This is a genomic window from Chrysiogenia bacterium, from assembly GCA_020434085.1.
Classification (GTDB): Bacteria; JAGRBM01; JAGRBM01; order JAGRBM01; family JAGRBM01; genus JAGRBM01.
This window is the reverse complement of record JAGRBM010000391.1, coordinates 1-17,027: the sequence shown is the minus strand read 5'-3', so window position 1 is coordinate 17,027 and position 17,027 is coordinate 1. Positions and strand designations below refer to the sequence as shown.

The 17,027-nt window shown below is 63.6% G+C and carries 18 protein-coding genes; 7 read left to right on the top strand and 11 right to left on the bottom strand.

Translation table 11 applies throughout. From position 1 onward, the window contains the following. Window positions 1-68: 68 nt before the first annotated feature. Window positions 69-728: a peroxiredoxin gene (locus tag KDH09_13535; GenBank protein ID MCB0220716.1), complete on the bottom strand. Its 660-nt coding sequence runs from the start codon at window positions 726-728 to the stop codon at window positions 69-71. Window positions 729-918: 190 nt separating this feature from the next. Here KDH09_13535 and KDH09_13530 point away from each other — a divergent pair, with 190 nt between their 5' ends. After that, on the top strand, window positions 919-1,590 hold the full coding sequence (locus KDH09_13530; GenBank protein ID MCB0220715.1) for an oxidoreductase: 672 nt from the start codon (window positions 919-921) through the stop codon (window positions 1,588-1,590). Window positions 1,591-1,662: 72 nt separating this feature from the next. Here KDH09_13530 and KDH09_13525 read toward each other — a convergent pair whose 3' ends face one another. Next, window positions 1,663-2,337, bottom strand: coding sequence for a dienelactone hydrolase family protein (locus KDH09_13525; protein MCB0220714.1), 675 nt, complete (start codon window positions 2,335-2,337; stop codon window positions 1,663-1,665). Window positions 2,338-2,368: 31 nt separating this feature from the next. On the opposite strand from KDH09_13525, the gene KDH09_13520 reads away from it, so the two are divergent. Next, window positions 2,369-2,818: a hypothetical protein gene (locus tag KDH09_13520; protein ID MCB0220713.1), complete on the top strand. Its 450-nt coding sequence runs from the start codon at window positions 2,369-2,371 to the stop codon at window positions 2,816-2,818. Window positions 2,819-2,821: 3 nt separating this feature from the next. Here KDH09_13520 and KDH09_13515 read toward each other — a convergent pair whose 3' ends face one another. From KDH09_13515 to KDH09_13505, 3 genes are read right to left on the bottom strand one after another with little or no spacing between them, the layout of a single operon-like run. Then, complete coding sequence (locus KDH09_13515; protein ID MCB0220712.1) at window positions 2,822-3,130, bottom strand: 4a-hydroxytetrahydrobiopterin dehydratase; 309 nt, start codon at window positions 3,128-3,130, stop codon at window positions 2,822-2,824. Window positions 3,131-3,181: 51 nt separating this feature from the next. After that, window positions 3,182-3,904: a dienelactone hydrolase family protein gene (locus KDH09_13510; GenBank protein ID MCB0220711.1), complete on the bottom strand. Its 723-nt coding sequence runs from the start codon at window positions 3,902-3,904 to the stop codon at window positions 3,182-3,184. After that, window positions 3,901-4,716: a sterol desaturase family protein gene (locus KDH09_13505; protein ID MCB0220710.1), complete on the bottom strand. Its 816-nt coding sequence runs from the start codon at window positions 4,714-4,716 to the stop codon at window positions 3,901-3,903. The genes KDH09_13510 and KDH09_13505 overlap by 4 nt, the downstream gene beginning before the upstream one ends. A 151-nt stretch (window positions 4,717-4,867) precedes the next feature. Here KDH09_13505 and KDH09_13500 point away from each other — a divergent pair, with 151 nt between their 5' ends. The 3 genes from KDH09_13500 to KDH09_13490 are packed head-to-tail and all read left to right on the top strand — an operon-like array spanning window position 4,868 to window position 7,742. Next, window positions 4,868-6,058 carry a Re/Si-specific NAD(P)(+) transhydrogenase subunit alpha gene (locus KDH09_13500; GenBank protein MCB0220709.1) on the top strand — a complete coding sequence of 397 codons (1,191 nt, stop codon included), beginning with the start codon at window positions 4,868-4,870 and terminating at the stop codon, window positions 6,056-6,058. After that, window positions 6,051-6,332, top strand: a complete 282-nt coding sequence (locus tag KDH09_13495) for an NAD(P) transhydrogenase subunit alpha (protein MCB0220708.1) — start codon at window positions 6,051-6,053, stop codon at window positions 6,330-6,332. Before KDH09_13500 ends, KDH09_13495 begins: the two co-directional genes overlap by 8 nt. A gap of 3 nt (window positions 6,333-6,335) precedes the next feature. Next, window positions 6,336-7,742, top strand: a complete 1,407-nt coding sequence (locus tag KDH09_13490) for an NAD(P)(+) transhydrogenase (Re/Si-specific) subunit beta (GenBank protein MCB0220707.1) — start codon at window positions 6,336-6,338, stop codon at window positions 7,740-7,742. 60 nt (window positions 7,743-7,802) lie between these two features. Here KDH09_13490 and KDH09_13485 read toward each other — a convergent pair whose 3' ends face one another. From KDH09_13485 to KDH09_13470, 4 genes are all read right to left on the bottom strand, one after another. Beyond that, window positions 7,803-8,894 (bottom strand): type IV pilus twitching motility protein PilT, encoded by a 1,092-nt coding sequence (locus tag KDH09_13485; protein ID MCB0220706.1) that lies wholly within the window; start codon window positions 8,892-8,894, stop codon window positions 7,803-7,805. A gap of 27 nt (window positions 8,895-8,921) precedes the next feature. After that, the gene (locus tag KDH09_13480; protein ID MCB0220705.1) at window positions 8,922-10,046 is read right to left on the bottom strand and encodes a PilT/PilU family type 4a pilus ATPase; all 1,125 of its coding nucleotides are present in this window, start codon (window positions 10,044-10,046) and stop codon (window positions 8,922-8,924) included. 157 nt (window positions 10,047-10,203) lie between these two features. Next, the gene (locus tag KDH09_13475) at window positions 10,204-11,334 is read right to left on the bottom strand and encodes an NADH:flavin oxidoreductase (GenBank protein ID MCB0220704.1); all 1,131 of its coding nucleotides are present in this window, start codon (window positions 11,332-11,334) and stop codon (window positions 10,204-10,206) included. Window positions 11,335-11,407: 73 nt separating this feature from the next. After that, the gene (locus tag KDH09_13470) at window positions 11,408-13,615 is read right to left on the bottom strand and encodes a PQQ-dependent sugar dehydrogenase (protein ID MCB0220703.1); all 2,208 of its coding nucleotides are present in this window, start codon (window positions 13,613-13,615) and stop codon (window positions 11,408-11,410) included. Window positions 13,616-13,712: 97 nt separating this feature from the next. Here KDH09_13470 and KDH09_13465 point away from each other — a divergent pair, with 97 nt between their 5' ends. Beyond that, complete coding sequence (locus KDH09_13465; protein ID MCB0220702.1) at window positions 13,713-14,099, top strand: hypothetical protein; 387 nt, start codon at window positions 13,713-13,715, stop codon at window positions 14,097-14,099. Window position 14,100: 1 nt separating this feature from the next. On the opposite strand, the gene KDH09_13460 is transcribed toward KDH09_13465, so the two are convergent. Together KDH09_13460 and KDH09_13455 are read right to left on the bottom strand one after the other, a co-directional pair. Next, window positions 14,101-14,457, bottom strand: coding sequence for a gamma-glutamylcyclotransferase (locus KDH09_13460; protein ID MCB0220701.1), 357 nt, complete (start codon window positions 14,455-14,457; stop codon window positions 14,101-14,103). Window positions 14,458-14,464: 7 nt separating this feature from the next. After that, on the bottom strand, window positions 14,465-15,910 hold the full coding sequence (locus KDH09_13455) for a cation:dicarboxylase symporter family transporter (protein ID MCB0220700.1): 1,446 nt from the start codon (window positions 15,908-15,910) through the stop codon (window positions 14,465-14,467). Between the two features lie 207 nt (window positions 15,911-16,117). Here KDH09_13455 and KDH09_13450 point away from each other — a divergent pair. Further along, window positions 16,118-17,027 (top strand): radical SAM protein (locus tag KDH09_13450; protein MCB0220699.1); only part of this gene is annotated, 910 nt, incomplete at its 3' end.

Here is a 17,027-nt window from a genome sequence, read left to right as displayed (position 1 = left end):
GGAGCTTCGGGGCATCAAAAGAAAAGCCCCCGCCGGGGCAGGGGCTTTTGCTGGTAACAAACGCAAAATTACAGGGATTTCTTGGAGAAATACCAGTCGGTCACCTTGAGGCTCTTGTCGTTGACGCGCTTTTCGGCATCCTCGGTTGTTCCCGGCGGCGGCACGATCACGTCGTCGCCCGGACGCCAATCGGCCGGGCAGGCCACGCCGTGCTTGTCCACGGTGTTGAAGGCGTCCATGACGCGCTCGATCTCGTCGAAGTTGCGGCCCACGTTGAGCGGGTAGTAGATCATCGCGCGCACGCGCATCTTCGGGTCGATGAAAAACACGCAGCGCACGGCCGCCGTGGCGGAACTGGCCTCGTGGACCATGTTGTAGAGCTGGGCGACCTTCTGGTCCAGGTCTGCGATGATCGGGAACGGGATGTCCACGCCGAAGTTCTGCTTGATGTTGCGAACCCAGGCAATGTGGCTGTGGATGGAGTCGATGGAGTTACCCAGCAGCTTCGCGCCCTTCTTTTTGAAGGACTCGGCGCGCTCGGCAAAGGCCATGAACTCAGTGGTGCAGACCGGCGTGAAGTCGGCCGGGTGGGAGAACAGGATCACCCAGTCGCCCGCGGCCCACTTGGAGAGCGTGAGCTGTCCGTGGGTGGTGTTGGCGGTGAAGTCGGGGGCCGGGCCGTTGAGTTCGAGGCGCGGCGGTTGGTTGGTTTCGGTTTCTTCGCTCATTTGGATATGCCCTCCAGTGCTTGGGAGAAATCGGGTGGAATGTGAGAAAGGTATATTCGGCTCGTGCGCTCCAATCAAGGCGCTCCCAAGTGAGCGGCGTTGAAAGTGAATGCAAAGGGACAGCCTTTTGACCCCTCCGGGCGGGGGGCTCTATAAGAATGCGACGACATCCAAGCAAAGTGGGGAAATCATGCAGGAGATCAGGATTCTCAAGGCGTGGGACGAGACTGCGCAGCTTCGCCGGCTCATTCTCGAAGCGGGCGAAATGAAACAGGCACACACGATTCCGGGCCAATATCTCGAGCTCTCGCCCGGCGGGGAGCTCAAGAGCTACTTCGCGCTCTGCAATGCGCCCGGCACCGAAAACTTTGAACTATTGGTCAAGCGCGGCAACGAGGTTGCCGATGCCCTGGCGGGCAAGGGCGACGGGGACATCCTCCAGACCAAGCCGCCGGCGGGCAAGGGCTACCCCCTGGCCGAGGCCAAGGGCAAGGACCTGCTGCTTTTCGCCGTGGGCTCGGGCATTGCGCCCATCCGCTCGGTCATCCAGCACGTGCTGGCCAATCGCGCCGATTTCGGCAAGGTCATCGTCTACTACGGCCAGCAAAAAGCAGAGGACTTCGCCTTCACCGATGAACTGGCCGCCTGGCAGAAGGGCACGGAAGTCATCCGCGTCTGCTCACAGGCCGGCGACGACTGGAAGGGCCCCAAAGGCCACGTGCAGGACGCATTCAAGGCCGATCCGCCGATCCTTGGGGAAGCCGTCGCCTTTGTCTGCGGCATGAAGGACATGGTCGCCGGCGTGACCGAGGCGCTCGAAGGCGCGGGCGTTTCGAAGGACAAGGTCTTCCAGAACTTCTAGTTCGCAGGCAATGACTCAAAAAAGAAAACGCCGCCCGAAGGGGCGGCGTTTTTTGTGGGTTGAGCAGGATGCTCAGCCGATGTTGTCCTTGAGGAAGCTGATCGTCCGCTCCCAGGCCTGCTTGGCGGCGGCCTCGTTGTAGACCTCGGGGCGCTGCTCGTTGGCGAAGGCGTGCTGGGCGTCGTAGCGGTAGACGGCCGACTTCGCGCCGCCGGCCTTGAGGCCCTCCTCGAGCGCGTTCGTCATGTCGGCGCTGAAGAACTCGTCGTGATCGGCGAAGTGGCCGATGAAGGGAATCTTGATGTCCTTGGGATCGGCGACGCTGGCGGGCGGGATGCCGTAGAAGCATGCGGCGGCGTCGGCCTGGGGGACCTTCACCGCGCTGATGACGGTGACGGCACCGCCCATGCAGAAACCGGTGACGGCGACCTTGGAGGAACCCGTGGCCTTGAGGTGATCCACCGCGCCGCCCACGTACTGCTCGGCGGCCTCGATGAAGTTCGTCGAGTTCATCAGCTTGCCCGCTTCGTCGGGGTCCTTGGTGACAGTGCCGTCGTAGAGATCCACGGCGAGCGCGCGGTAGCCCGCGGCGGCGTAGCGGTCGCACACGCCCTTGATCTGGTCGGTCAGGCCCCACCATTCCTGGATCACCACGATGCCCGGGGCGCTCTGGCCCGCGGCCGGATTGGCCAGATATCCGTTGGCCTGCTTGCCGTCGGGCCGCTTGTAACTGATCATTTCACCCATTGGAGTGTTCTCCCTTGCTTGGTTGGCTTTGATGGCTGGGGCGAGCCTACCGCAGGGGCTGCCCAGCGATCAACCGTTTTGGGGCTTTCCGGCATCGGATTTGGTGTTACGTTTCCGCGCCCCGGCATTGAAGGGCCGGGAAGGAGCCATCGTGAACGAAATCACCGTGCAGGACCTCAAAGCAAAACTCGATGCAGAAGAGCCGCTCTTCCTGCTTGACGTGCGTGAGCCCTTCGAGTTCGAGATCGGCGCCATTGCGGGCAGCACCCTGCTGCCACTGGGCGAGATCATGCGCCGCTCGGACGAGCTCGAACCACCCGAAGAGGCCGTGGTCATCACCATCTGCCACCACGGCGTGCGCAGCCTGCAGGCGGCTGGAATCCTGATGCATCAGCTTGGAATCGAGAACGAGGTGCTCAGCCTCAAGGGCGGGATCGACGCCTGGTCGGCGCTCATCGATCCGAGCGTGCCGCGCTACTAGCGCTCAGGCCACCTGGTCGATCTTCGCGGCCACAATGAAATCATTCTCACTGAGCCCGCCGATGTCGTGGGTCTGAATCTCGAAATCCACCTTGTTCCAGCTATGGAGCCGGAAGTCGGGGTGGTGGCCCTCTGCCTCGGCCACTTCGGCCACCTTGTTGAGAAAAGCCATCGCGGTCACGAAGTCCTTGAACTCAAAGGTCTTGCGCAGGAAGTCGCCCTCTGCGCGCCAGCCGGGGAGCTGGGGCATGAGGTTGTCGACCTGCTCAGTGGTGAGCTTGGAGAGTTCGCCTGCGCAGCCGGCGCAACTCATCTTGGCGAGGTCCTGGTTATTCTCGGACATGGGATTCCCTCCGGATCGGAACTAGACGTGCTGGGCGAAGAAACCGAGCATACGCTTCCACGAGTCCTCGGCGCACTCGGGACGGTAGTCGACCTTGAGCGGCATCATGCGCCCGAGCGTCCCCATGATCCCGGGCAGCGAGGCTGTCATGTAGGAGTGACCGGCATCGTCGTAGGTCTTCACGTCGTGAGGAATGCCCGCGCGGGCGAGCTTCTTTTCGAGCTTGTAGCCCACCTTGCCGAAGGCCGCGTCTCGGCCGCCGTAGCCGGCGACCACCGGGCAGCTCTTGCCCACGTTGTCGAAGAAATGCTTGCTCATCCCGTAGTAAGGGGCGGCCGCCTTGATGTCGGGGTTCAGCGCCATGACCAGCGAGAAACCGCCGCCCATGCAGAAGCCCGCGACGGCCAGACGATTCACGTCCACTTCCTTGCGTCCCTTGAGATAGGCCAGCGCGGACTTGAGGTCTTCGACGGCCTGCCCCTTGCCGGTGTACATCGCCGACATGCAGCGCACCACGCACACGGGGGTGGGGTCGGGCTTGTCGAACAGATCGGGAGCCAGGGCGACATAGCCCTCGGATGCAAAGCGCTCGACGATTGGCTTGATGTTGGGGTGGAGCCCCACGGCCTCGTGAATGACCAGCACCGCGGGTGCATCTTTCTTGGGCTTGGCTGGAATCCCGAGCCAGCCGCGCATCTGCATGCCGCCGTCGGTGGGAAAGGTAATGGTCTCAACCGTGCTCATGGGCGGTCCTCACTGAAACTATAGTCGCCGATCCGGCGTTCCATGGGTAGCACAAGCAGCGGCCCCAGGCCCAGCGACTCGCGGTGTTCGGCAAGGCCTAGGTCCATGGCCTCGTGGCCCTTTTCGGGCTGGGCGCGGTAGGTCCCGCAGAGCCAGTCCCACCAGGGAACTGAGAAACCGAAGTTGGAGTTGGTTTCGGCGACCTCAACCGAGTGATGGACCCGGTGGAAATCGGGGGTGATCAGCACCGTGCGGAGCACGCGGTCCAGGCCCTCAGGCAGTTTCACGTTGGCGTGGTTGAACATGGCGCAGCCATTGAGGATGACCTCGAAGAATATCACGGCGACCGGCGAGGGACCGAGCGCGAAGACGAGCGCCACCTTGTAGAGCATGGAGAGCAAAATCTCGACCGGGTGAAAGCGCACGCCGCTGCTCGAATCCAGGTTGATGTCGCTGTGGTGGACCCGGTGCAGGCGCCAGAGGATCGGCAGGGCGTGGGTGAGCACGTGTTGGACGTAGATGGCGAAGTCGAGCGCGACGAGCGCGACGACGAACTCCAGCCACTCGGGCCAGTCCACCAGCGCGAGCAGGCCCCAGCCCTCGGCATGGGCCATGAGCGCCGCTTGCACGGCCGCGGCGCCCAATGTGAGGCGCAGGGCCAGGGTGTCCACAACGGTCAGCCCCAGGTTGATGGCCCAGTGGCGGGCCCGGCCCTCGCTGCGCGGGCGACGCGGAACAAACGATTCGAGCGCGCTCATCAGGACGAGCAGGCCCACGAATACTCCCAGCCTGATTGCGGCTTCATACGGCATGGGCGGAAGTCTAGCCGATGGAACCTCCGGAGACGGAGAGTTTTTGTAGGTAGCCACGCGATCATCTACTCTGTGGGGGAATCCGAAATCAGTTGAGCGGCTGAATCACGGGACTGCGCGAGTGTCTGACGGAACCTCAGGGGAAAGCTTCATGATCGTTGGCGTGCCCAGGGAAACTGCCACGAATGAGCGCCGGGTGGCGCTGGTCCCTTCACTGGTTTCCGCCCTCAGTGCCGCAGGCTGCGAAGTGCTCGTCGAGACCGACGCGGGCACGGCCTCGGGCCACCCCGATTCCCAGTACATCGAAGCAGGCGCAAAGATTGCTTCCCGCGCGGAGGTCTTCGCGCAGGCCGAGCTGATCCTGAGTGTGCACGGGCGCGACGCCGCGCCTGAGGCCGGCGGCAAGACCGTCATCGGATTTCTCGACCCGCTGGGCGGGCCCGAGGCGATGAAGGAACTCTCCGGCGGCGGTGCGACGCTGCTTTCGATGGAACTCATGCCGCGCATCACCCGCGCCCAGAGCATGGACGCGCTCTCTTCCATGGCGGTGCTCTCGGGCTACCAGGCCGTGATCCAGGCGGCGCTGAGCCTGCCGCGAATCTTTCCCATGATGATGACCGCCGCCGGAACGGTGACACCTGCCAGGGTCTTCGTGATCGGTGCGGGCGTGGCCGGACTGCAGGCCATTGCGACGGCCAAGCGGCTCGGGGCAAAGGTCGAGGCCTATGACGTGCGACCGGCCGCGGCCGAACAGATCGAGTCCGTCGGCGCGAAGGCCGTCGTGCTCGATCTCGAGACCGGCGATTCCGAGGACAAGGGCGGCTACGCCAAGGCCCAGGGTGAGGATTTCTACGAGCGCCAGCGCGAACTGCTGGCCGATGTGGTCTCGCGCTCGGACGTGGTGATCACGACCGCTGCGATTCCGGGCAAGCCCTCGCCGCTGCTTGTCACCGAAGACGCGGTTGCGCGAATGCCCAAGGGCGGCGTGATTGTCGATCTGGCCGCCGAGCGCGGCGGCAACTGCGCGCTCAGCAAGGCCGATGAAACCGTCGTGGTCCACGGCATCACGATTCACGGCCCGACGAACCTGCCCTCGGAAGTGGCGATGCACGCCAGCCAGATGTACGCCAAGAACATCGTCACCTTTGTCCAGCACCTGCTCAAAGAAGGACAGCTCACGCTCGACCTCGAAGATGAAATCACCGCCGGCACGCTCGTGGCGCGCGGCGGGAAGGTCGTTCACCCGCGCATCTGTGAATTGCTGGGGGAGACGCCGTCGGCTCCGCCGGCAAGTGAGAAGCCTGCCGAAGAGACCCCCACTGAGGAGCCTGCCAATGGATGATCTGGTTGTTCAACTCACGCTGTTCGTGCTCGCGCTCCTGCTCGGGAACGAGATCATTACCAAGGTGCCGCCCACGCTGCACACCCCGCTGATGAGCGGATCGAATGCGATTTCGGGAATCACCTTGATCGGCGCCGTGCTCTCGGCGGGAACCCAGCACTCCCAGCTCAGCACGATTCTGGGATTCCTCGCCGTGGTGTTTGCCACCATCAACGTCGTCGGCGGGTTCATGGTGACCAACCGCATGCTCGGCATGTTCAAGAAGAAGGGCTAGCGCGTGCTCGAAACGGCCAGGCAACTCCCGGAGTGGCTCACGCAGCTTACCTATCTGGTGGCTTCGGTCCTCTTCATCGTGGGGCTCAAGGGGCTCTCGCATCCGCGCACTGCGGTGCGCGGCAACTTCATCGGCGCGCTGGGCATGTTCCTGGCCGTCGTGGTTACGCTGCTCGACCGGGGAATCATTTCCTATGAGGTGATTTTCGCCGGAATCGTCGTGGGCTCGGCCCTTGGTGCGATCCTTGCGGCGAAGGTGCCGATGACGGCGATTCCCCAGCTCGTCGCCCTCTTCAACGGCTTCGGTGGCATTGCCTCGGTGCTGGTGGCGGGTGGCAGCCTGCTGGAGGCCACCGGCAAGGGCGTGCCCGAAGTCGATTTTACGGTGGCGACCGCCGCGACCGGGCTCATCGGCGCGGTCACCTTCTGGGGAAGTCTCATTGCGTTCGCCAAGCTGCAGGAACTCATCTCGGACAAGTTCCTGACCTTCTCGGGGCAGCAGTATCTCAACGGGGTGGTGCTGGTCGCCGCCCTCGTTGCGAGCGGCCTGCTCATCTCCGACCCGACCAACGAGCTCTACTTCTGGATCCTCGTCGGCATTTCCTCGCTGCTGGGCGTCTTCCTTGTAACGCCGATCGGCGGCGCCGACATGCCGGTGGTGATCGCGCTGCTCAACTCCTATTCGGGCATGGCAGCTGCGGCGACGGGCTTTGTGCTCGGCAACAGTGTGCTCATCATCTCGGGCTCGCTGGTGGGCGCCTCGGGCATCATCCTCACGCGCATCATGTGCAAGGCAATGAACCGCTCGCTCACGAATGTGCTCTTCGGCGTCATGGCGGCGGGCGGCGAGACCGCCAGCGCCGACGAAGTCTATGGCGGCAAGGTGAAGTCGACCTCCGCGGCGGAGGTCGCGATGCTGCTGGAAACGGCCGAGCGCGTGGTGATCGTGCCGGGCTATGGCATGGCCGTGGCGCAGGCCCAGCACGCGGTGCGCGACCTGTGTGACGAGATTCAGTCGCACGGCGCAAGCGTGGAATTCGCTATCCATCCGGTGGCAGGCCGCATGCCCGGCCACATGAACGTGCTGCTGGCCGAGGCGGAGATCCCCTACGAGCAGCTCAAAGAAATGGACGCGATCAACCCGAGCTTCGAGCAGACCGATGTGGTGATCGTGATCGGCGCCAACGACGTTGTGAACCCGCTGGCCAGGACGGATCCGGGCAGTCCCATCGCGGGGATGCCGATCCTCAACGTGGACAAGGCGCGCACCGTCGTCGTGATCAAGCGCAGCCTCTCACCCGGTTTCGCGGGCATCCCCAATCCGCTCTTTGCCGCCGACAACTGCCTGATGCTCTTCGGAGACGGCAAGGCCGCCGTGCTGGAACTGATCGCGGCCGTGCAGGAGAGCTAGAAGCTCCGGCAACACGCAAAAGAAAAGCGGGCCGTCGGCCCGCTTTTTTGTTTCTGGAATTTACGCCCCCGGCGGCGGGGCAGCGCCTTCGGCCTGCACCATCTTCTCGAAGATCTTCTTGTCGATGGCCTTCTCGTAGGCCGCGGCCGCGGTGATGCGACCTTCCTGGACGTATTTCTGCAGGGCCTGATCCATGCTCTGCATGCCCACGCCCGTGCCGGTCTGGATCATGGAATTGATCATGCCGGTCTTGTCCTCGCGGATGAGGTTTCCGAGCGCGCTCGAGCCGATGAGGATCTCGTTGGCGGCGCAGCGACCCTTGCCGTCGGCGGTCTTGAGGAGCTGCTGGGCGACGACGGCCTTGAGGGCGTCGGCGAGCATGACGCGCACCTGCGACTGCTCTTCGGAGGGGAAGGTGTCGATGATGCGGTCGATCGTTTTGGCCGCCGAGTTCGTGTGCAGCGTGCCGAAGACCAGAATGCCCAGCTCGGCGGCGTTGAGCGCCAGCCGGATGGTGTCGAGGTCACGCATTTCGCCGACCAGAATGATGTCGGGATCCTCGCGCGCTGCCATCTTGAGGGCGTTGGCGAAGCTGCGGGTGTGGGTGCCCACCTCGCGCTGGGAGAGCAGGCAGCGCTTGTTGGGATGCACGAATTCGAGGGGATCCTCGATTGTGATGATGTGGGCTTCCTTGCTCTCGTTGATGAAGTCGATCATCGCCGCGAGCGTCGTCGACTTGCCCGAGCCCGTGGGGCCCGTCACCAGCACCAGGCCGCGCGGATACATGGCGATCTCGCGCACAATTGGCGGCAGGCCAAGCTGCTCGATGGTCAGAATGTCGGTGGGAATGATGCGGAGCACCCCGCCCATGCCGCGGTTCTGCTGCAGGACGTTGACGCGGTAGCGCGCCGATCCGTCGGCGGGCTCATAGGCGAAGTCCACGTCGAAGTGACTGCGGATCTTCTGGTTTTGCTCCTCGTTCATGATCTCCGAGAGAATTTTCTCGGAAGCCTCGGCGGTCAGCACGGGCTGGCCCTCGATCTCGGTGAGCTCGCCGCGCTTGCGAATGAGCGGCGGACGTCCCACGAACAGGTGAAGGTCCGAGCCGCCCTGTCCCTTCATGTAAGTCAGCAATGTGTCAATGGCTGCCATGGATCATGCTCTCTCGTCGTGTTGGGTTCAGGCCTGCGGTTTCTGGGCAGCCTGGGCAGCGGCCTGCTCTGCGGCGACCTGCTGCTGGGCGGCCTTGCTTTGGGCGAACTGGGCGAAGGTCTTCGGGTTGGCGGCATTGCGCAGCGCGACGTCGCCGCTGATGTAACCGCCCTGGACGAAGTGCATCAGCGAATCGTCCATGGTGCGCATCCCCTGAGTTTTTCCCATCTGCATGATGTTGGGAATCTGGAAGGTCTTGCCGTCCTTGATGAGGTTGGCAAGCTGCAGGTTTCCGAGCAGCAATTCGTAAGCCATCACGAGGCCCTGCCCGTCGGCGCGTGGCAGCAGGCGCTGGGTAAACACCGCCTTGAGCGACTCGCCCAGCATGGACTTGATCTGGTTCTGCTGCTCGGGCGGGTAGGAGTCGATGATCTTGTCGACGGTCTTGTGCGCGCTCGAAGTGTTCATCGATCCAATGACAAGGTGACCCGTCTCAGAGGCGCTGATGGCCAGCGAGATGGTCTCCAGGTCACGCAGCTCGCCGACCATGATGACGTCGGGATCTTCGCGAAGCGCCGCCTTCAGCGCGTTCTTGTAGCTCTTGGTATGGGTAGAGAGCTGGCGCTGGTTCACCGCGCCCTTCTTGATCGGGTGGATGTACTCGATTGGGTCCTCGCAGGTGAGGATGTGGTGGGCCTTATGGGTGTTGATGAAGTCCACCATGGAAGCAAGCGTCGTGGACTTGCCCGCGCCCGAACCTCCGGTGACCAGAATCAGTCCCTGGTGGTTGTCGCAGACTTTCTTCATCAGCTCGGGAATGCCGAGCTGTTCGAAGGTTGGAATCGGCTGGCGGATCACGCGGAAACAGATCTGCGGGCCGTAACGCTGCATGAAGGCGTTGACACGAAACCGTGCCAAGCCGTCGATCTCGTAGGCGAAATCGAGCTCCCAGTCTTTTTCAAAAATGGCCCGCTGCTCGGCGGTCAGGATTTCGTAGAGCAGGTGCTGGGTCTGGGCCGCGGTGAGCGGGTTGGCCTTGAAGCGTGTGAGCTGCTGAAAGCGCCGCACAATGGGCGGCGAGCCGGTTGCGACCTGAACGTCACTGGCGCCGATCTGGACGGCGCGTTGAAGGAGCGAATCAATGGCTGCCATGGCCGCATCCCCTGCGATGAAAGGCCCGTCCCCACGGGCCCGAACTTCGATGAATTGCTCAACGGCGGGCTATGAAAGCGCAGAGCGGGCCCCTTTTCAAGGGGCCCAAAATGCGCCGTAGCGGCATCTGTGTGCGTGTTGCGCGATGAAGCGCGGTTCAGATGAGCTTGGCAAGGCATGCCGGATTGAAGTCGACGATCTCGTCGCTCCTTCCCTCGTGCACCTTGCTTGCCCAGGCGGGGTCGCTCAGAAGGGCGCGGCCGACGGCAACCAGGTCGAACTCGCCCTTTTCCAGGCGCTCGACGAGCTGTTCGATGCCGGCCGCCTTGGCGGTGACGCCCTTGAAGGTGGTCAGAAAGTCGGTGTCGAGCCCCACGCTGCCCACGGTGATGGTGGGCTTGCCCGTGATCTTGCGTGTCCAGCCGGCCAGATTGAGGTCCGATCCCTCGAACTCGGGCTCCCAGAAGCGCCGCGTGCTGGCGTGGAAGATATCCACACCGGCATGCGAAAGCGGTGTGAGGAAACGGTCGAGCTCTTCGGCATTTTGGGCGATCTTCCAGTTGTAGTCGCCCTGTTTCCACTGGGAGAAGCGGAAACAGATGGGGTAGTCCGGCCCGACAGCGGCGCGCGTGGCTGCGATGAGCTCGATGGCGAAGTTGAGCCGGTTCTCGAAGCTGCCGCCGTATTTGTCCGTTCGCTGGTTGGTGGTCTCCCAGAAAAACTGATCGATCAGGTAACCGTGGGCGCCGTGGATCTCCACGCCATCGAAGCCAAGGTCCTGCGCGCTCTTTGCCGCGGTGGCAAAGGCCTGCACGCACTCGTCGATGTCGACCTGGGTCATCTCGTGGGGCGGCTGCGCCTGCTTGTTGGGATTGATCTTGGCGTGGTTGGGATGGACGATCGCGGAGGGACCGTAGCCCGGCAGGTCGCCGCCGGGGTTGATGCCTGCCTGGCGGATGCTGCCCACGTGCCAGAGCTGGGGAAAGATCTTGCCGCCCGCGGCATGCACTTCGTCGACGACGCGCTTCCATCCGGCAAGCGGTTCCTCGCCAAAGAAGAGTGGCACGTTGGGATAACCCACGGCCGCCTTGTGGGGCGGGGGTGTTCCCTCCGTGATGATGAGCCCGATGTCGGCTTCGGCGCGCCGGCGATAGTAGGCGGCCACATCATCGCCGGGAATGCCCTTGGGCGAGCGGTTGCGGGTCATGGGTGCCATGGCCAGCCGGTTCTTCAGCTCCAGCTTGCCCAATGTAATCGGTTGAAAAAGCGCGTCGACTCTCAAACTCATCGTGTTTCCTCCGGAGCTTGTGGAAGTAACAGATGCCCGCCCCGGAGGGAAGGGTTCACCATCTCAGCCCGGTTCAGGGACAGCTTCCGATCGAGGTGATCCATGCATCGAGCAGGTCCGTGCCGTCGGTGTCGACGATGAAACTTCCGAGCGGCGGCATGCGCAGACCCCCGTAGTCGGTCGACGACGTGCGAATGTGAATGAGCGAGTTTTCGGGGTCGCCCGGTGCCAGACGCTTGTAACCCGGATCGTAGAGCGCCGTGGCGTTGCAGATATTCATGTCGGCCAGCGGGATCTGGTAGCGCAGGTCCATGTCCACCATGGCGACCGGCCCGTCGGGCTGGTGACACATGGAGCAGTTTGTATCCAGCCAGGAACGCGCGCGTGAGTTGACGTCCTTGCTCTCGTCGGTCGGATCGACGAGCGGTGCCACATTGGCGTGGGAGTCGAGCAGTCCGATCCACTCGAAGGTGGTGAGCTGGTTGGCCTCAATGGCCTCGTCGCCCTCGCCGTAGCTCACGATTTTGTTGAGCTGCTGGGACTTGGGACCCAGCGTGAAACCCGAGGCGCCCGTGTGGCAGCGGATGCAGGTGCCACGACCGGGGTAGAGCCACTGCTGGCCTTCCACCATGATGGTCTTGCCTTCGGCGGGCAGCAGGTCGGCGTCCGTGGGCGGGGTGCGCCACTCGTAGCTGTAGCCCTGCCACTGGCCGTCGTCGTGACGAACGAGAAAGCGTGTCTCGATGGGGCGGTCGTTGAGATAGAAGTGCTTCATGATCATGGAACCGGCGGGGAATTCCCAGTCGCCGTCGGCGCCGACGCTGATGCGGGTGCCGTCGGGGATCGCGATGAAGCGCTCCTTGAAAGCGCCGTCGGTCCAGAAGGGGGCGTTGACCTCGTAGGGGATGACGCCCTTGGCGGGTTCGAGCGGCGAAGCAGGATTGACGCAGCCGCTCTCGGAGAGCAGGGCCGGGAAGCCGCCGACCGCTTCGTTGGGGCTGTCGACGATGCGGTGAATACCGCCGCCGAGCAGGTCGACGACGTAGATCTCGCGGGTGCTTACGTCCTCGCCGAAGGCGGAGATGCCCAGCCCCGTTCCGGCAAAGAGCAGGATCGGATCGGGCGTGCCGTAGGCGTCGAAGAGCCCCCAGATATTGCCGCTGCCGAAGTCGCCGAAGAGGTAGACATCCTCGCCAACAAAGTCGGTCACGTCGGTGCCGTTGTAGAGATAACCGCCGGTGATGGCCGAGCCATCATCGTGACTGTAGACGTGGAGCGGGTCGGTCATGCCCGTGTCGTCGCAGGTTGTGGTTCCCGGCGGGAAGCAATCGAAGCCTTCTTTGACCGCCCAGCCGTAGTTGGCGCCCGCGGTGACGAGGTTGACCTCTTCCCAGCTCGCCTGACCCACATCGGCGAGCCAGAGCGAGTCCTGGTGGGCGCCCGCGGCATCGAAGCTCCAGCGCCAGGGGTTGCGAAAGCCCCATGCGTAGATGAGCCGCACATCATCGGCGCCGCCGGTAGGGCAGGCCGCGTCGTCGAAGGGATTGCCAGCCGGAATGCCGTAGGGCATGTCGCAGCCGCCACCCATGACGCTGTCATCGCCGTCGGGGTCGAGACGAAGCACCGCGCCCAGGATGTTGCTGGTGTCCTGGCCGTTGGGTTGCGTTGAGGTAGTGTACCCCCCGTCGCCCAGGCTCCAGTAGAGCAGGCCGGTCGAGTCGAAATGGATGTCGCCGCCGTTGTGGGTGGTGAGCGGCTCGTCGACGGTGACGAGAATGTCTTCGGGAGTATTGTAGAGGGTATCGCCCATGTCGGGGCTCACAAAACGCGCGAGGACTTCTTCATACCCGCCGCCCATCTTGGAGCGCACATAGGTCACGAAGACTTCAGCGGTGTCCGGGTAGTCGGGGTGAAACTCAAAGGAGAGAAGGCCGGCTTCGCCGCCGGTTACGACGAGGCTTGAAATGTCGAGAAAGACCGACGAGCTCATTGCCATGTCGTCGTTATCGAAGACGCGGATCACGCCGCCCTTTTCCGCGACGTACCACAGCGAGTTGTCGCCGGGGCGCTGGCGCAGGGCCAGGGGCTGGGTGAAGGTCAGGTTCGGGAACGCGCGCTCGATCGCGACGTTCTTGCCCGAGGGCTTGGGCGGTGCCAGGCACGTCTTGTTGGAGGGGCGCTCGGTGAGCCCCACAATCGGGGTGAAGTCCGAGCCCTGACAGGACAAACAAAGTACAAGCGCCAGCACGCTGAGCGCGCGGGGTAGATGTCGGAAAAACATGGTGGTTGGAAACTCCCTGAGATGCCCCGGGGCTGGGACCTCTTCCTGACAGCACCTAGACTAGTCACGGCCCCCGCGCCGCCGCAAGAGGAACGCCATGGCACGAAAAAAACGCAGCAATGCCCTGCAGTGGGTGGTCGAGGAATTGGCCGAATCTGACTCTTATTTTCAAAAAGCCATGTTCGGCTGCGAGGCAATCTACCTGCACGGGCGCATGATGGTTGTCCTTGCAGATCGCGGAAAGCCCGACTGGCAGGGCGTCCTGCTGCCCACCGCGCGCGAGCAGCACGCCGCCATTATCGCCGACTTCCCCGCGCTCTCGCCCCACCGGGTGCTGGGCAAGTGGCTCTATCTGCCGGAGCGTCACGATGAGTTCGAGGAAGTGATCCTTGAAGTGATGGCCTGCATCGCCGAGGGCGACTCGCGATTCGGCGTGGAGCCGGGCGCGCCGCGAAAGCGCAAGAAGGCCAAAAAGGCCAGGTAACTCAGCGGCGCCTTCGCCAGTCGCCGTGGTCGAGAATCGTTCCGCCCTCACGCTCGACAAAGTGCACCGGAAGCACATAGGTCAGAGCAACCGTTCCGTCTTCGAGGACGATCTCGCAACGCTCGTAGAACTCCGGCACTTCTTCAAGCTCGTCCACGCGGGCAAGTGTTGCCTCATCGATTTCATAGAGCTCCCCGGTAATCGCGCAGCTTCCGGGCCGGACAATCGCCGGGTAGTCGCCGAAGTCCGCCAGTGCAAACTCCGCGCGCGTCGCTGCCGCGCGCTCGAAGCGTGCACTTTTCAGGTAGCGGTGGTTGGACTCGCCACGCATCAGCGTGCCGTAGACGAACAGGCGCATGTCTTTCTCAGGCGGGCTGCTCTTCAAAGCGATTGACGACGACGGCGCCGACGGCATCGCCCATGACATTGGTGGAGGTCCGGAACATGTCGAGCAGCGCGTCCACCGAGAAGATATAAACGAGGTAATACTCGGGCAGTCCCACCGCGTTGGCGACCAGCACCATGGTGATGAGCCCTGCATCGGGCACGGCGGCGGCGCCCACGCTGGCGAGCACGGCGGTCAGGAAGATCAGAACCATCGCCGTCACGCCCAGCGAGATCCCCACGTCGGGCATGGCACCGAACATCTGCAGCAGGAAAATCACGGCGACGCCTTCATAGAGCGCCGTCCCGTCCATGTTCACTGTGGCGCCGATGGGCAGGACAAACTCGGTGACCTTCTTGGGAATGCCGAGGTTCTCCTCCAGGCATTCCATGGTGACTGGCAGGGTCGCGGCACTCGAGCGCGTGGAGAACGCGATGAGCCAGGCGTCCTGAATTCCCTTGAGGAAGGTGAGGGGTGAGAGCCCGCCGAGCTTCGCGCAGACAAAGAGCAGAAAGACCACGTGCACGCCGATGGCGGCGATGACGGTGACGACGTAGCCCGCCAGCGTGCCGAAGACGTCGGGCCCCTGTCGGGCAATGAGCCCCGCCACGAGCGCAAAGACCGCCACCGGCGAGAGAGACATGATCCAGTGGGTGATCTGCATGATGACGGCGTTGAGTCCCTGAAAGAACGAGACGACCGGGGCGGCGGGTTCCCCCACGGCCATGCAGGCGAGCCCCAGCAGAATCGCGAAGAAGATGATGCCCAACGAGGAATTGAATGCGAGCGCCTTGAAAGGGTTCTGAATCATTCCCTGAAGAATGTCGGTGACGAAATTGAGCGGGGTCTGCTTGCGCTGCTGGATCTTCTCGTAGCGCGCCGAGGCGTCACCCTGCATTCCCGACTGTTCGAGCTCCGCAACGCGCTCGAGAAATTCCGGATGGTACTTCGCCTCGATGCGGGCGCGTTCTTCGAGTGCCTCGCTCTGCGAAAGCCCGCGCAGGCGCTCCTCGATCTGCACGCCGCGCTCGGCCAGAAACTCGCGTTCGACCTGCTCAAGATGCGTGGCGCGCGAGCTGCTGATCTTGTCCGCCGCTTCCCAGCGTCCGGGCTGCAGCACGTTCACGAAGATGAGCCCGATGAGCACCGCCACGCTGGTCGTCGCCGCGTAGTAAAAAAACGCGCGCCTTCCCAGCCGCCCCAGGTCGCGGCGCGAGGGCAGGCTGGTCACGCCGGCCACGATGCTCGCAAAGATCAGCGGGGCGACGAGCATCTTGAGCGAGCCCACGAACAGGGTCTTGCCCACCAGGTCGAGAAACCACATGGCACTCGCGTAGAGCGGCGCGCCATCGCCCATGCTCCACAGGCCCAGTCCCGCGACCGCGCCGAGGCCCATACCGGCAAAGATGAGGGTGTGCAGCTTCATGGATTCTCCCCGCGGGCGTTGAAGTTACGTGGCGGGGGAGGAGGTGACAAGTCATCGGGCTGTCATCAAGGGCGCGGCGCCAACCGGGGTTTCTCAGCGTGCACGTGCGCGTGCACGTGCGCGTGCACGTTGAGGAGCGGGAATCGGTTTCTACGCGCAAAGCTGCCCGCCTTGATTTTCGCAAAATATACGGCAATTATCGCCCTCATGCTGCGCCCCGTTTCCAACCCGCCCAATCCCTGGCATACCACCGAGGTGGAGTGGATCGGCGAGCCGCCTGCCGATGAGCTCAAGGTCTACGAGACGCGGGCGAAGGCGATTCTTGCAAAGAACGAGAGCCCGGACGTGGGCTTTCGCTGGAGTCTAAACCCCTACCGGGGATGCCAGCACGCCTGCGCCTACTGCTACGCGCGTCCCTCGCACCAGTACCTGGACTTCGGGGCGGGCACGGACTTCGACCGGAAGATCGTGGTGCGCATGAACGCGCCCGAGGCCCTGCGCGCGCACTTCGAGAAAAAGTCCTGGAGCGGGGAGATCATCGCCTTCTCGGGGAACACCGACTGCTACCAGCCGCTCGAGGCCCACTACCGCCTCACGCGCCGCTGCCTGGAAGCGTGCCTTGAATACCGCAACCCGGTGGGGATCATCACCAAGAGCGCGCTCATCCGCCGCGATCTCGACGTGATCGGCGAACTCGCAGCGCTCGGCCTGGCCAGCGCGGCCGTCAGCATTCCCTTCCACGATCCCGAGACCTGTCGCAAGGTCGAGCCCGGCGCGCCGTCGCCCGCGACCAGGCTGGAGACCATACGGGCCCTCGCGGACGCAGGCGTCCGGGTGACGCTGGCCATGGCGCCGATCATTCCGGGACTCAACGACTCGGACATGGCACCGCTGCTGGAAAAAGCCGCAGCCGCCGGAGCGACGCGCGCCTTCTGCCTGCCCGTGCGGCTGGCAAGTGAGGTGCTTCCCGTTTTCAGTGAGCGGATGCAGGCGGCCTTTCCCGATCGCTGGAAGAAAATCGAAAACGCCATCCTCGAAATGCGCGACGGAAAAATGAACGACCCGCGCTTCGGACACCGGCAGACCGGATCGAGCAACCGCTGGAAAGCGACCGAGG